The organism is Janthinobacterium lividum (assembly GCF_034424625.1).
Taxonomy (GTDB): domain Bacteria; phylum Pseudomonadota; class Gammaproteobacteria; order Burkholderiales; family Burkholderiaceae_D; genus Janthinobacterium; species Janthinobacterium lividum.
The window spans coordinates 1,993,565-2,007,306 of record NZ_CP139976.1 but is presented as its reverse complement, the minus strand read 5'-3'; the positions used below and the strand labels follow the sequence as shown (position 1 = coordinate 2,007,306).

The 13,742-nt window shown below is 64.3% G+C and carries 14 protein-coding genes and 2 tRNA genes; 11 read left to right on the top strand and 5 right to left on the bottom strand.

Translation table 11 applies throughout. The features are described 5' to 3' along the window. Nucleotides 1–62: 62 nt before the first annotated feature. Both U0004_RS09095 and U0004_RS09090 read right to left on the bottom strand, forming a co-directional pair. Complete coding sequence (locus U0004_RS09095) at nucleotides 63–1,193, bottom strand: acyltransferase family protein (protein WP_070259756.1); 1,131 nt, start codon at nucleotides 1,191–1,193, stop codon at nucleotides 63–65. 122 nt (nucleotides 1,194–1,315) lie between these two features. Beyond that, a complete protein-coding gene (locus tag U0004_RS09090; protein ID WP_052140607.1) occupies nucleotides 1,316–1,657 on the bottom strand; it encodes an ArsR/SmtB family transcription factor in 342 nt (113 codons plus the stop codon). Nucleotides 1,658–1,763: 106 nt separating this feature from the next. On the opposite strand from U0004_RS09090, the gene U0004_RS09085 reads away from it, so the two are divergent. The 3 genes from U0004_RS09085 (at nucleotide 1,764) to U0004_RS09075 (ending at nucleotide 3,364) form a co-directional block, all read left to right on the top strand. After that, a complete protein-coding gene (locus tag U0004_RS09085; protein WP_070259754.1) occupies nucleotides 1,764–2,852 on the top strand; it encodes an NADH:flavin oxidoreductase/NADH oxidase in 1,089 nt (362 codons plus the stop codon). A gap of 289 nt (nucleotides 2,853–3,141) precedes the next feature. After that, nucleotides 3,142–3,217 (top strand) — tRNA-Lys (locus tag U0004_RS09080). Nucleotides 3,218–3,288: 71 nt separating this feature from the next. Then, a tRNA-Lys gene (locus U0004_RS09075) sits at nucleotides 3,289–3,364 on the top strand. A 54-nt stretch (nucleotides 3,365–3,418) separates the two neighbouring features. Here U0004_RS09075 and U0004_RS09070 read toward each other — a convergent pair. Beyond that, entirely contained in the window at nucleotides 3,419–4,132 is a 714-nt protein-coding gene (locus tag U0004_RS09070; protein WP_231958610.1) for an AraC family transcriptional regulator, read from the bottom strand. A gap of 135 nt (nucleotides 4,133–4,267) precedes the next feature. Between U0004_RS09070 and U0004_RS09065 the strand changes: the two genes are divergently transcribed. After that, a complete protein-coding gene (locus U0004_RS09065; RefSeq protein WP_070259752.1) occupies nucleotides 4,268–4,525 on the top strand; it encodes a hypothetical protein in 258 nt (85 codons plus the stop codon). Between the two features lie 67 nt (nucleotides 4,526–4,592). Continuing rightward, nucleotides 4,593–5,198 (top strand): IMPACT family protein, encoded by a 606-nt coding sequence (locus tag U0004_RS09060; protein WP_070259750.1) that lies wholly within the window; start codon nucleotides 4,593–4,595, stop codon nucleotides 5,196–5,198. Nucleotides 5,199–5,201: 3 nt separating this feature from the next. Here U0004_RS09060 and U0004_RS09055 read toward each other — a convergent pair whose 3' ends face one another. Then, nucleotides 5,202–5,591: a hypothetical protein gene (locus U0004_RS09055; protein ID WP_070259748.1), complete on the bottom strand. Its 390-nt coding sequence runs from the start codon at nucleotides 5,589–5,591 to the stop codon at nucleotides 5,202–5,204. Between the two features lie 13 nt (nucleotides 5,592–5,604). Next, nucleotides 5,605–5,982 (bottom strand): nuclear transport factor 2 family protein, encoded by a 378-nt coding sequence (locus U0004_RS09050; protein WP_034785122.1) that lies wholly within the window; start codon nucleotides 5,980–5,982, stop codon nucleotides 5,605–5,607. 262 nt (nucleotides 5,983–6,244) lie between these two features. Here U0004_RS09050 and U0004_RS09045 point away from each other — a divergent pair, with 262 nt between their 5' ends. From U0004_RS09045 to U0004_RS09020, 6 genes are all read left to right on the top strand, one after another. Then, a complete protein-coding gene (locus U0004_RS09045; protein ID WP_070259747.1) occupies nucleotides 6,245–7,645 on the top strand; it encodes an L-cystine transporter in 1,401 nt (466 codons plus the stop codon). A 212-nt stretch (nucleotides 7,646–7,857) separates the two neighbouring features. Continuing rightward, nucleotides 7,858–8,622, top strand: coding sequence for a histidine phosphatase family protein (locus tag U0004_RS09040; protein ID WP_070259744.1), 765 nt, complete (start codon nucleotides 7,858–7,860; stop codon nucleotides 8,620–8,622). 16 nt (nucleotides 8,623–8,638) lie between these two features. After that, nucleotides 8,639–9,517: an NAD(P)H-hydrate dehydratase gene (locus tag U0004_RS09035; RefSeq protein ID WP_070259743.1), complete on the top strand. Its 879-nt coding sequence runs from the start codon at nucleotides 8,639–8,641 to the stop codon at nucleotides 9,515–9,517. A 126-nt stretch (nucleotides 9,518–9,643) separates the two neighbouring features. After that, nucleotides 9,644–12,157: a TonB-dependent receptor plug domain-containing protein gene (locus U0004_RS09030; protein ID WP_231958611.1), complete on the top strand. Its 2,514-nt coding sequence runs from the start codon at nucleotides 9,644–9,646 to the stop codon at nucleotides 12,155–12,157. A gap of 17 nt (nucleotides 12,158–12,174) precedes the next feature. Next, nucleotides 12,175–13,110: an SAM hydrolase/SAM-dependent halogenase family protein gene (locus U0004_RS09025; RefSeq protein ID WP_070259741.1), complete on the top strand. Its 936-nt coding sequence runs from the start codon at nucleotides 12,175–12,177 to the stop codon at nucleotides 13,108–13,110. A gap of 237 nt (nucleotides 13,111–13,347) precedes the next feature. Continuing rightward, on the top strand, nucleotides 13,348–13,683 hold the full coding sequence (locus U0004_RS09020; protein ID WP_070259739.1) for a hypothetical protein: 336 nt from the start codon (nucleotides 13,348–13,350) through the stop codon (nucleotides 13,681–13,683). The last annotated feature ends 59 nt before the right edge of the window (nucleotides 13,684–13,742 follow it).

Sequence of the window (13,742 nt, the reverse complement as noted above, 5' to 3'; positions counted from 1 at the left end):
ATAGAAACAGCCAGCCCTGTTTCACGAGCAAGGGCGCCATCGGGACGGCTACATCGCCACCCTTAACGCGGCGCCAACGCCGGCCTGCCGGCAAGATGCGCCAGCACACTACCCATCACCCGCCCCAGCGGCACCTCCACCCAGCGGTAAAACGCGGCGCCGGCCGCCAGGCTGGCGCCCCAGGCTGTCAGCATGCCCAGCGCCTGCCACTCCGGCTCGAGCGGCGCATACGTGACAAACAAGGCATTCACCAGCAGGCTGACGGGGAAGTGGACGAGAAACACGGCATACGAGATCCGGCCCAGCGTGTTGATGATGTTCCATGCGCCACCTTGGGACGGCGTGCGGGCGCGGCCGAACAGGAACAGGGCGCAGGCGACGATCAGGGCCAGCGCGATGCGGCTGCGGTAATCGACGGCCAGGGCCAGCAGGACGGGCACGGCGGCCATGGCCATGAGCACGGTCATGGCGCCGGGTTTGCGGGCCGGATCGCTGGCCCACCAGGCCAGCATGCCAAGGCCGTAGCTGCCGAAGAAATACGGCGCCCAATTGTCCCAGTCCGCGTCGAGATTGAAATACAGCAGGGAAAAGGTAATACCCGCGGTGACGGCCAGCGGCATCAGCCAGTGCCCGCGCCGCTGGCCCGCCAGGCGGCCGCCCAGCCACAGCAGCGATACCGTCAGCAGGTACAGCTGGAAATCGATGGCCACGTACCAGGCGCCGGCCGACAGCGACTCATAACCGAGCACGCCATGCAGCAGCAAGGCATGAGCGCTCAGCTGGCCCAGAGTGACGGCGGCCGACATGGAGTCGTGCTGCATCCAGATGCCGGCGACCGGCGTAATCACGGCAGCGAGCAAGGTGGCAGCCAGGAAAGGCGGCGCCAGCTTGGCATAGCGGCGCCAGATCGCCTGTAGCGGCGTGGCGATGCCGGGACGGCCGGCAGGCGAAAGGGATTTGGCGACGAGAAAGCCGCCGATGACGAGGAACACTTGCACGGCGATGCGCGCACTGCCGCCCAGCCAGTCCAGCAATGCGGGCCACAGGGGTTGCACGTAATCGGACATGGGGCCGTAAAACGCCAGGTGATGCAACACGATCAACTGCGCCGCGCCTGCCTTCAAACCATTGATCCAGCCAAACTGCGGACGATTTGCCAGGTCCGCCTGTGATACCACTGCTGCTGCCGTCATTCCCATCCCTTGCCGTGCCAGGTAGCGTCGCCAGCCCATCGCGCAACAAGCGCGCGGCCGGGGACTTACCGAAAGGCCGATATCATAGCCGAGCCTGGAAGATGGCGGGGCACGGCAGGCCGCTAAGCGCCCTGCCCGCCCGCGTCCGGCGCCTCGGGCGCCAATGGCTGCTGCGCAAGGATGGCGTCCAGCAAGCCGGGGAAGCGGCTTTCGATATCGGCGCGGCGCAAGGTGTTCATGTGCGTCGTGCCCGCGTTTTCCGTATAGACGAGGCCCGCTTCGCGCAAGACCTTGAAATGGTGGGAAACGGTCGACTTCGGCCGTCCGCCGTCGAGGTCGCCGCAGGCGGCCGCGTCGACTCTGGCCAGGTGGCGCACGATGTCGAGGCGAATCGAGTCGCTCAAGGCGTAGAGCACGCGTTCGAGCACGAATTCGCTGGCGGGAGGATGTTTGTGTGGGCGCATGAGCAGAATCATACAGCATGCGCTATACTAATTCCATTCTTCGAATATTTACGAACTACCGAATCAGCATCCATCAATACTTCCATCAACAAACACAAAGGCCACCATGTCCGCCCTCTTCCAGCCCTACATCCTCAAAAACGTCACCCTGCGCAACCGCATCGCCGTGCCGCCCATGTGCCAGTACATGGCCGTCGATGGCGTGGCCAACGAATGGCATCTGTCGCATTACGCAGGCATGGCGCGCGGCGGCGCGGGACTGGTGATCGTCGAAGCGACGGCCGTGGCGCCCGAAGGCCGCATCACGCCCGGCTGCACGGGCATCTGGAACGATGATCTGGCGCAAGCCTTCGTGCCCGTCGTGAAAGCCATCAAGGCGGCCGGCTCCGTGCCCGGCATCCAGATCGCCCATGCGGGCCGCAAGGCCAGCGCAAACCGTCCATGGGAAGGCGACGACCACATCACGCAAGGCGACGCGCGCGGCTGGCAAACCATCGCCCCGTCCGCCATCGCCTTCGGCGGCGGCCTGCCGAAAGTGCCGCGCGCCATGGACCTCGACGATATTGCCCGCGTGAAACAGAACTTCGTCGATGCGGCCATCCGCGCCCGCGAAGTGGGCTTCGAATGGCTGGAACTGCACTTCGCCCACGGCTACCTGGCGCAAAGCTTCTTTTCCGCCCACGCGAACCAGCGCGACGACATCTATGGCGGCAGCCTGGAAAACCGCAGCCGCTTCCTACTGGAAACACTGAAAGCCGTGCGTGAAGTGTGGCCCGAGCACCTGCCGCTGACCATCCGCTTCGGCGTACTGGAATTCGACGGCCGCGACGAGCAAACCCTGCTCGAATCGATCGGTCTCGTGCGCCAGTTCAAGGATGCGGGCATGGATATGCTCAGCGTCAGCATGGGCTTCACCATTCCCGACGTATCGATTCCGTGGGGTCCGGCCTTCATGGGCCCGATCGCCGAGCGCGTGCGCCGCGAAGCGGGCGTGCCCGTCTCATCCGCCTGGGGCTTCGGCACGCCGGCCATTGCCGAGCGCGTCGTCAAGGAAGAGCAGCTGGACGTGGTGATGGTGGGCAAGGCGCACCTGGCCAATCCGCACTGGGCATATTTTGCCGCCAAGGAGCTCGGCGTGGAGCGCGCCTCGTGGACCCTGCCGGCGCCCTACGCGCACTGGCTGGAACGCTACTGATCGTCCTTGACCGTTGCCGGATGCCCTTCCAGGGGCAATTCCGGCAGGAATAACAGCCCCAATAGCAGCAGTGGCATGCAGCATACGTCTGGACGCCGTGCACAATTCGTCGGACAGCGCCGGCGCTCGCTCGGGGATGGGAAGGTCTTCGTTGCAGGCATGGGATCCGATATAGGCAGGCTATCTAGCAATATGAAACCGCGCATGAGGGCTACGCGAGGCTTTTTTCCGCCCATATCCACCCCGGCCCTTCCCAAAACCGCCGTTGGCCGTCATAATAGCCGCCCTTGGGTCGTTAGCTCAGCTGGTAGAGCAGCGGACTTTTAATCCGTTGGTCGCAGGTTCGAATCCCGCACGGCCTACCAAGATTCAGTCGTCATCATGCAAGCATGCTGATACGGCACAGTATTACCGCAGTTCAGTAGTCAAAGTTTTTGGGTCGTTAGCTCAGCTGGTAGAGCAGCGGACTTTTAATCCGTTGGTCGCAGGTTCGAATCCCGCACGGCCTACCAAATACTTCAGAGAAGCCAACCGTTCGCGGTTGGCTTTTTTGTTTTCAGCGCCAGCTATGCCCCTTCCCCATACCTGCCCGGCGTCACGCCCATCACCCGCTTGAACATGGCGATGAAGGCGCTGACGGTGTCGTAGCCCAGGTCCAGCGCAATCGTCGTGACGGGCTGGCCGGTGGCCAGCAGCTCCAGGGCGCGCAGGATGCGGGCGCGCTGGCGCCAGGCGGACGGAGTAAAGCCTGTCTCCAGCGTAAAACGGCGCGCCAGCGTGCGCGGCGACACGCCGGCCCAGGCGGCCAGCGCTTCCACGCCCCGCTCGTCGGCCAGGTCATCGAGCACGGCGCGCGCCACGCGCAGCAGGCGCGGGTCCGTGGGTAGCGACAGACCGAACGGCTCGTGCGGCGCGGCGGCGATCTCGTCGAGGATCACGCCCGCCACCCTGGCCTGCCGGGTGTCCAGTGCGCCGTCGTCCCAGGCGCTGGCGCGGCCCACCGCTTCGCGCAGCAAGCCCGAGACGCGCATCACGCACGGCGCGGCGGGCAAGCTGCCGCAACTGGCCTCGTCCACATACACGCTCCAGCCCGCAAACGGACCATGCGAACGCAGCCCATGGACATGATGGGGCGGCATCCACACGCAGTGGCTGGCCGGCACCACCCATTGCCCGCTGTCGGCAGCAACGGAAAGCAAACCCCGCATGGCGCCAAACAGCTGACCGCTGGCATGGCGGTGCGCCGCCGTCACCCTCTCCTGCGGCTGGACAATGCGCATAGCGCGCAGCGATATCAGCATCGGCAGCGATGGCGGCAAGATTGGCGGATTTGACGTATCGAATGACATAAACAACGCAGGCAAGACAATCCAGCCATCATACAGTGAAGTCTTTCCAACACTCAGGAGTTCACCATGCGTGCAGAAGAGGTATTATCAGATCAACAAAACCAGGGCCAGTTCAATGGCATTACCGTGCGCAAGGGAACGGTGGGGGCCTTCCTGGCCAACGCCCGGCTATGGCTGGACGACGCCAGCGGCAGCGCCGAGCGAAGCATCGCCGAGCGCGACATACTCGACGCCTTGCCAGCCCTGCACGCGCTGGGACTGTTCGACATCCTGCAAGTGCGCGATGCGGCGCTGCGCGAACTGGTATCGCCATCGGGCGCCTAGGCGGCACCGGCTCGTCGCCGCCGCGCATTTCCTCTATCATGCTGCTTTGCCCGCCTTCGCACCCGCCATGCCGTTTACCATTGCCGCCCCCGTCCACAGCGAACTGATCATCAAGAAAAGCCGTTTCATCGGTTGCGTGCAGCCGATGACGGACCGCGCCAGCGCGCAGCAGGTGGTCAACGATTTGAAGGCGCAGCATCCGGGCGCCTGCCATGTGTGCTGGGCCCTGCTGGCGGGCGGGCAGTCGGCGGCCGTCGATGATGGCGAGCCGAGCGGCACGGCCGGGCGGCCCATGCTCGACGTGCTGCGCCACCAGGACCTGGAAGGCGTGCTGGCGACGGTGGTGCGCTACTTTGGCGGCATCAAGCTGGGTGCGGGCGGCCTGGTGCGCGCCTACACGGATAGCGTGGCGCAAGCGCTGCTGCAGGCGGAAAAGACGGCCATCGTGCGCCAGCGTAGCCTGCGCTGCACGGTGCCGTATGCGATGGAAGGCATGCTGCGCCGCGAACTCGATGGCGCCGGCGCCACCTTGCTGAACGTGGAACATGGCGAGCACGTGCTGTTCGACTTCAGCCTGGCGGAAGCGGCAGCCACCGCCCTGCTGGCCCATCTGGATGAGGCAGGCAATGGACGGATAACCTGGCTGAAAGCAGAAGCCGAAGAGGAAGAATAAAACTTACAAATTGCCAGGGCGCTTGATCTGCAACAAGATGAAATGCGTCCACGCCAGCGCCGGCAGCACCATCAACAACAACATCAGTCCGGCCGGCATGTCCGGCACGAAACGCACGAAGCAACCTAGAAAACCGGCGATGGCCAGCCAGAAGCGCCAGTTGAACGCATAGGCCTTGCGCGCCACCGTTGCCAGGGCGATGCGCCAGAATTCCAGCAAGGCCCACAGGCCGCCCGTCAGCAGCAGCGCGGCCAGCGCATTGGCGCCGGGGGCGTCGGCCCAGGTACGCACCATGTTGTACAACAGCACGGGATAGCCGGCCGTGATGGCCAGGGTGGCAGGGCCGGCGGCGATGACAGCTTCCAACAGCTGCCCTTTGGAACGATGATCCACTAACTCTTGCTCCTCAAGCCACGACGCCGGAATGGGCGGCGATCACTTGCAGCGCGCCGGCCGCATCCTGCGCCCAGACGCGCGTAAAACGGAAATCGCCATGCGTTTCCACGTCGTGATAGCTGCCTGTCAAGTGCATGCGCACGGAGACGACGGCCACGTTGCCAGTGACACGCACATGGCGCTCGGACGCGCGCAAGTCCGTGATGGTCAGCAGCCGCTGCTCGTGCGCTGCCAGGTCCGCATGTTTGCTCAGCAGATGACCCAGGTGATTGGTAAACAACAAGTCATCGGCCAGCAACACATTCAGTACAGCCACATCGGATGCCATCATGGCCAGGCGCAAGCGTTCTTCCGCATCAAGTACCTGTACTTCCGTTAAAGCATTCATCTTTTTCCTTGAAATAATTGGCACGACATTAATAAATAAGCAAAACATGCTTGCATGAAATCTTCTTTTTCACAATCCACCGGAAGACTTATGCCTGTGGAGCATATTTATATAGCGTAATATTCGCAGCGGTATTGCGCAAAACGCCACCATAGTACTGTACAGTGCTTGCCCTTCCGCCCCGGGCTGGGGCAGCTGTCAGTTGTAGTACTGTTTTATGTGCTCCGTGCAGTCTCGAATAAAACCAAGATAAGGCCCCTTCATGGCAATTAACATCATCCTGAACCTGCTCGTTGCGTTGCTCGTCTTCGCTTTCATGTTCCACCAGCAACGCAAACACGCGACATTTACCGTGCGCGTCTTCACGGGCCTGGGCCTGGGCGTGCTGCTCGGTGCGGCCGTGCAGTGGCTGTACGGCGCCGGCTCGCCCATCATCGCCGGCACCAATGAATACATCGACATCGTCGGCAGCGGCTACGTCAAACTGCTGCAGATGATCATCATGCCGCTGATCATGGTCTCGATTATTTCCGCCATTCTAAAGCTCAAGGACGCGAGTTCCCTGGGCAAGATCAGCGCGCTGACCATCGGCACCCTGCTCATCACCACGACCATCGCCGCCGCGCTGGGCATCCTGATGGCCAAGCTGTTCGGCCTGACGGCTGTCGGTCTGACGTCGAGCGCCGCCGAAGTGGCGCGCGGCGTGCAGCTGCAAGGCTCGCTGGAAACGGCGAAAGCCCTGTCCCTGCCGAAACTGCTGGTCAGCTTCGTGCCGACCAACCCCTTCCTCGACATGACGGGCGCGCGCAAGACGTCGACCATCGCCGTGGTCGTATTCTCCATCTTCATCGGCATCTCGGCCACGGGCATCGCCGTAAAGAAGCCGGAAATCTTCGCGTCCTTCGAAAACTTCATGAAAGTGGCGCACGCCATCGTCATGCGCATGGTCACCCTGGTGCTGCGTCTGACGCCGTACGGCGTATTCGCGCTGATGTTTGAAGTGGTGGCGTCGTCGAGCTACACGGACATCTTGAAACTGATCAACTTCGTCGTCGCCTCGTACAGCGCGCTGATATTGATGTTCCTCGTGCACCTGGCCATCATCGCCGGAGTGGGTCTCAATCCGCTGCGCTTCGTGAAAAAAGTCTTCCCCGTGCTGGCCTTCGCGTTTACCTCGCGCACCAGCGCCGGTTCGATCCCGATGAGCGTGCAGACGCAAACCCAGCGACTGGGCACGCCGGAAGGCATCGCCAACTTCGCCGCCTCGTTCGGTTCGACCATCGGCCAGAACGGCTGCGCCGGCATCTATCCCGCCATGCTGGCCGTCATGATCGCTCCCACCGTCGGCGTCGACCCGTTCACGATCAGCTTCCTGCTGCCCTTGCTGGCCATCATCACCATCGGTTCCGTCGGCGTGGCCGGCGTGGGCGGCGGCGCCACGTTTGCCGCCCTGATCGTGCTGTCGGCGATGGACTTGCCCGTCGCGCTGGCCGGCTTGCTGATCTCCGTCGAACCGCTGATCGACATGGGCCGCACGGCCCTGAACGTGAGCGGCTCGATCACGGCCGGCACCGTCACCAGCCGGGTCATGGGACAAACCGACCTGGCCGTCTACAACAGCGACGACGCGCCCGACCTGGACGAAGCGGAACATACCGCCTAGAACGCATAACCAAACCTACTGCGCGTCGCGGGTCGCGGTTTCCGATGCTCACTGTGCATTCGCACAGTTCCGCTTCTCAACCACAACTCGCTTCCGCTCGCTACGGTTTTGTTAGACGTTCTTAAGCGCGTCCAGCCACACCACCGGCGCGCCGCGCCTTGCCGCTTTCGTCTATATTTATTAACAATAAATACAGAGGAAGGCGCAAGGCGATGGAACAGAAATGGCCGCAGCAAATCTGGATCGTGCGTCACGGCCAAAGTGCCGGTAACGTGGCGCGCGATGCCGCCGAAGCGGAAAAGCAGTTATTGATCGCCATCGCCGAGCGCGATGTCGATGTCCCCCTCTCCGAGCTGGGCGCGCGCCAGGCGCAAGCCCTGGGCGACTGGTTCGCCACCCTCCCCCCTGAACAACAACCGACCGTCGTGCTGTACTCGCCGTATGTGCGGGCCCAGCAGACGGCGCAAGCCGTGCTGGCGCGCATCGACGCGGACAGCCTCGCCTCCGTGGTAGCCGACGAGCGCCTGCGCGAAAAGGAATTCGGCATCCTCGACCGCCTGACCGTGCACGGCATCGCCAGCAAGTACCCGGAACTGTACGAACAGCGCCAGCACGTGGGCAAATTTTACTTCCGTCCGCCAGGCGGCGAAAGCTGGTGCGACGTCATCCTGCGCCTGCGCAGCGTGCTCGACACCATCACCCGCGAATACCGGGGAGAACGGGTGCTGATCGTCGGCCACCAGGTCATCGTCAACTGCTTCCGCTACCTGCTCGAGCGCTGCGATGAGCAAGCCATCCTGGCCATCGACAAGGCCGCCGACGTGCCCAACTGCGGCGTCACCTCCTACGCCTTCAACTCCGCCCTGGGCAAGCACGGCAAGCTGCAGCTGGACCTGTGCAACTTCGTCGCGCCGCTGGAAGCGGCCGGCACACCCGTTACGGCCCAGCCCGACATGCCGGCTGCGCCCAAATCCTGATCCTTCGGAGCCATGCATGGACACCACCCATATCACCCCATCCCTGCTGCGCTCCTGGCCCCTGCCCATGCCCCACTCCGACGGTGACAAGGAAGTGCGCGGCCACCTGCTGATCGTCGCCGGCTCGGCGGAAATGCCGGGTGCCATCCTGCTGGCGGCCACGGCAGCGCTACGGGCGGGCGCCGGCAAGCTGACCCTGGCGACGGGCGCATCGGTGGCGGCGCAGGTGGCCATCGCCATGCCCGAGGCGCGGGTCATCGGCCTGGACGAAACGGCGCTGGGCGGCTTCCGCCACGAGGCGCAACACCAGCTGGCGCCGCTGGCCGGCAAGGTGGATGCCGTCCTCGTGGGGCCAGGCATGTGCGACACGGCGGCCAGTTGCGAGCTGATGCGCCACCTGCTGCCCCTGTTTGCCGGCAGCCGCCTCATTCTCGACGCCTGCGCCATGCAGGTTGTGCGCAAGCCCGCGCACTTCCGTTTTGAGCAAGCCGTGCTGCTGACGCCGCACGCGGGCGAGCTGGCCCAGCTGATGGGCCTGTCGAAAGACGCCGTGCTGGCCGACCCGCATGCCTGCGCCGTGGACGCGGCGCGGCGCTGGAATGCCATCGTCGCCCTGAAAGGCGCGCTGACCGTCATCGCCATGCCCGACGGCACCAGCTGGACGCATGCAGGCGGCAATATCGGCCTGGCCATTTCCGGTTCCGGCGACACCCTGGCCGGCATCATCACGGGCCTGGCCGCGCGCGGGGCGCCGTTGGAGCAGGCGTGCGCCTGGGGCATCGCCCTGCATGCGCTGGCAGGCGAACAGCTGGCCCTGCGCTTCGGCAGCCTCGGCTACCTGGCGCGCGAAATCCCGACCGAGATTCCCGCCCTGCTGCGCCATCTGGCCGCATGAACGGCGCGGCGTGGAAACAACAGCATAAGCATATCCAGAAAGAATCGTTAGCGCCGGCGGGCGCCTCCCTTAAGCTCATGACAACTGTTTCCACACCGACACTACTCGAGCCCAAAGGACACCGCCTTGCATCCGCGCCATTCATCCACCCCTGCCTCCCTTCCCGCCACGACCCTGCGCGCCATCGTGCTGGCCTGCGCCATGCTGGGCACCGCGCCCGCCTGGGCCCAGGACGCGCAAGCCAGCGCCAGCACAGGCACCACCGCTGAAACGGCCGGCGCCAGCATCGACCAGGTCACCGTCGTCGGCTCGCGCGCGCGCAACCGCACGGTGTTCGACAGCAGCGTGCCCATCGACCGTTTCGGCGCACGCGAAGTGAGCAATGCGCTGGCGACGGGCGACGTGGGCGCGGCCCTGCAAAACCTGTCGCCGTCGATCAACTTCCCCCGCATCGAGTCGAGCGGCGCGTCCGATTCCGTGCGCGGCATCCAGTTGCGCGGGCTGGCGCCCGACCAGGTGCTGGTGCTGATCAACGGCAAGCGCCGCCACACGAGCGCCGTGCTCGACACGGAAAGCAGCTTTGCCGGCACTGTGCCTGTGGACATCAACGCCATTCCGCCGAACGCCATCGACCATATCGAAATCCTGCGCGACGGAGCCGGCGCCCAGTACGGCAGCGATGCCGTGGCGGGCGTCATCAACATCGTGCTGAAGAAGGCCCGCACGGGCGGCGCCGCTTCCGTCAGCTATGGCGCCAACCACACGCATTTCGACCCGACCGACCAGACCCTGACGGATGGCCAGACCGTCATCGTCAACGCCGACTATGGCGTGCCGCTGGGCGAGGCGGGCTTCTTCCGCTTCGGCGCGGAGACGCGGCGCCGCTCGCCCACGGAACGGGCCGGCCCCAGCGACGCGGGCTGGACTTCCTACAACTTCACGCCAGCCGACCAGGCGCTCGACGGCAAGGTGGTGTTCAAGTCGGGCGACTCGCGCCAGCGCAACCACTATTTGTTCTACAACACCCAGCTCACCCTGGACAGCGGCCTGGACCTGTACTCGTTTGCCACCCTCAACGAACGCACATCGGACGGCAGCGCCTACTTCCGCTATCCGGGCGACCCGTCGAACGTGCTGGCCCTGTATCCGAACGGCTACCGCCCCGTCACCAATGGCGACAAGCGCGACCTCAGCATCGTGGCCGGCGTGCGCGGCAGCGCTGGCGAATGGAACTGGGACGCCAGCGCGCGCCACGGCAGCGACCGCTTTGACTACGGCGTGAGCCACTCCGTCAACGCTTCGCTGGGTGCGGCCAGCCCCACGCGTTTTGATCTGGCCGGCTTCGACTTCCGCCAGAATGCCTTGAACCTCGATGCCACGCGCAGCATCGACATCGGCTTGCCCGCGCCTTTGAGCCTGGCGGTGGGCGCCGAATGGATGCGCGAAACCTACACCAGCTCGGCCGGCGATCCTGCCTCGTATGCGGCCGGCAGCTTCACGGACGCTCCGCCGGGCGCGCAGGCGGGACCAGGCTTGCGCCCCTCGGACGCCTACGACGGCAGCCGCCAGATCCGCTCCGTGTATGCGGACGTGGAAAGCGACCTCACGCCGCGCCTGCTGGTAGGCGCCGCCGCCCGCTATTCCCACTACAGCGACTTCGGCAGCGCCAGCACGGGCAAGCTGTCCACGCGCTATAAAGTGACGGATAACTTCCTCGTGCGCGGCTCGCTGTCGAACAGCTTCCGCGCGCCAGCCCTCGTGCAGACGGGTTTCCGCTTCGCCACACTGAACTTCAACGCCGATGGCACGGCACTGCAAACGGCGGCCCTGCTGCCGGCCAGCGATCCGCTGGCGCGCAGCTTCGGCGCACAACAGCTGAAACCGGAAAAATCGACCAACGTCTCGCTGGGCCTGGCCTGGAAACCGGCCACCGCCACCAGCGTGACGGTGGACGCCTACGTGATCCGCATCCGCGACCGCATCACCCGCTCGAGCGACTTGCAAAGCGACGCCGTCACGGCCTACCTGGCCGCCAACGGCCGCAGCGACATCCAGTCCGTGGCCTACCTGGCCAACCTGCTCGACACCCGGACTAAAGGCCTGGACGTGGTGCTGAACCATGACCTGGCGTTCACCTCAGGCAAGCTGAACCTGAATGCGGCGCTGAACCTGAACAAGACCAGCCTCGACAAGGTACGCCAGAGTTCCGCTGCGCTGGCCAATATCGATCCGAGTCTGACCCTGCTGACAGAAACGAGTTTGTTCCGCATCAAACATGCGTCACCCGCGAGCAAATTGATCCTCGGTGCCGACTGGCAAGCGGCCGGCTGGGGCGTGCAGGCGCGCGCCACGCGCTTTGGCGAGCTGAAAGATTTTTCCTACGACAGCGATGCACCGTTGATCGACGGCATCCCCGCACAGCGCTTCGGCGCCGTCTGGTCGCTGGACCTGGAAGGCCAATTGAAACTGAGCAAGCAACTGACTTTAAGCGTGGGTGGCAATAACATCCTCGACCGCTATCCGCAGCGCGTGCGTGAGACGAATAACGCCACGTATGGCGGCGCCCTGCCCTACAATTTCATCAACCCCATCGGCGTGAACGGCGCGTACTTCTACGCCAAGCTGAACTACACCTTCTAACGTTACGGAAAGAACATATGATCATCAACCGACTTTCTCACCTCGTCTCCCACCTCGCCGCAGGCGCCTGCCTGAGCGCCCTCCTGCTGTCCAGCGCCCAGGCCGCCGCGCCGCTGGTGCTGATGACGGACTTCGGAACGGCCGACGGTGCCGTGTCGGCCATGCATGGCGTCGCCTATGGCGTCGATCCCCAGCTCACCATTTCGGACCTGACGCACCAGATTCCCGACTACGACATCTGGCTGGGCGCCTACCGTTTGTACCAGACGGCCAATTACTGGCCGCAAGGCACGGTGTTCGTGTCCGTCATCGACCCGGGCGTGGGCACGGCGCGCAAGTCGGTGGTGCTGAAAACCAAGGGTGGACGCTATTTCGTGGGGCCGGACAATGGCCTGTTCACCCTGATCGCCGAGCGCGACGGCGTGGCCGAACTGCGTGAAATCGATGAAAAGGTCAATCGCCTGGCGGGTTCCGCCGAATCGTACACCTTCCATGGCCGCGACGTGTACGCGTATGTCGGTGCGCGCCTGGCCTCGGGCGCCATCAGCTATGAACAGGTGGGTCCGCAATTGCCGAGCGAATCCGTGGTGAAGATCGCGTATCAAAAACCTGTACGCGACGGCAACACCATCCGCGGCATCGTGCCCGTGCTGGACGTCAAGTATGGCAATGTGTGGACGAATATCCCGAAATCCCTGCTCGACGAATTGCAGGTAAAGCTGCACGATCCGCTGCAAGTGCGCATCTTGCACAAGGGCAAACAAGTGGCCAAGGTCACGGCGCCATTCGAACACACGTTTGGCGGCGTCGCCAAGGGCAAGCCGCTCGTCTACCTGAACAGCCTGCTCGACGTGGCTGTCGCCATCAGCCAGGGCGACTTTGCTGCCAAGCACCACGTCGAGTCGGGCGTGGATTGGGAAGTGGAAGTAAGCAAGGCCCCTGCCGCCAAATAAACGCTCCTTATGCGGCCGGGGCATGCTGTCCTGGCCCACCTCGTATCCCTTGCGGATTTGCGCTGCGTCAAGCGCAGCGCGCTCCCCGCCCCCGCCAGCACGGCGCCTGTGCAAGTCCGGTGAACCTGTGCCGGCCCGCCTACTCTAAACCTTGCAAGCGATGCCAGCCTTGTTCCAGATACGCAATCTGGCGAGGCATGCGTTTCCACGACAGTCTTACACTGAAAAGGAACAATCATGACGGCTCCACTCCTGACCACCAGCAAGCTCGTCCTCGGCAGCGCCATCGTCTGCGCGCTGCTGGGCGGTTGCAACAAACGCAATGACACCAGTACCACCGCCACGCCCGCCGCCACCGCGCCGGCAACGCCGCCCGCCACCAGCGGCACGTCCGGCACCACGGGCACGACCAACCCGGACGCCACCACGCCAGCCACGCCAGGCATGACACCGGGCACCACCACCAACCCCGATGGCACGACCACGCCGCCATCCACCACACCGCCCCCCAACGGCACGACACCGGGAACAGGCACGGGCACAGGGACCACGCCGCCGCCACGCAACAGTTAGCACTCTGGCCAGACGGGCGGGCAAAAAAAAGAGCCTTCCGCGGAAGGCTCTTGAAATAC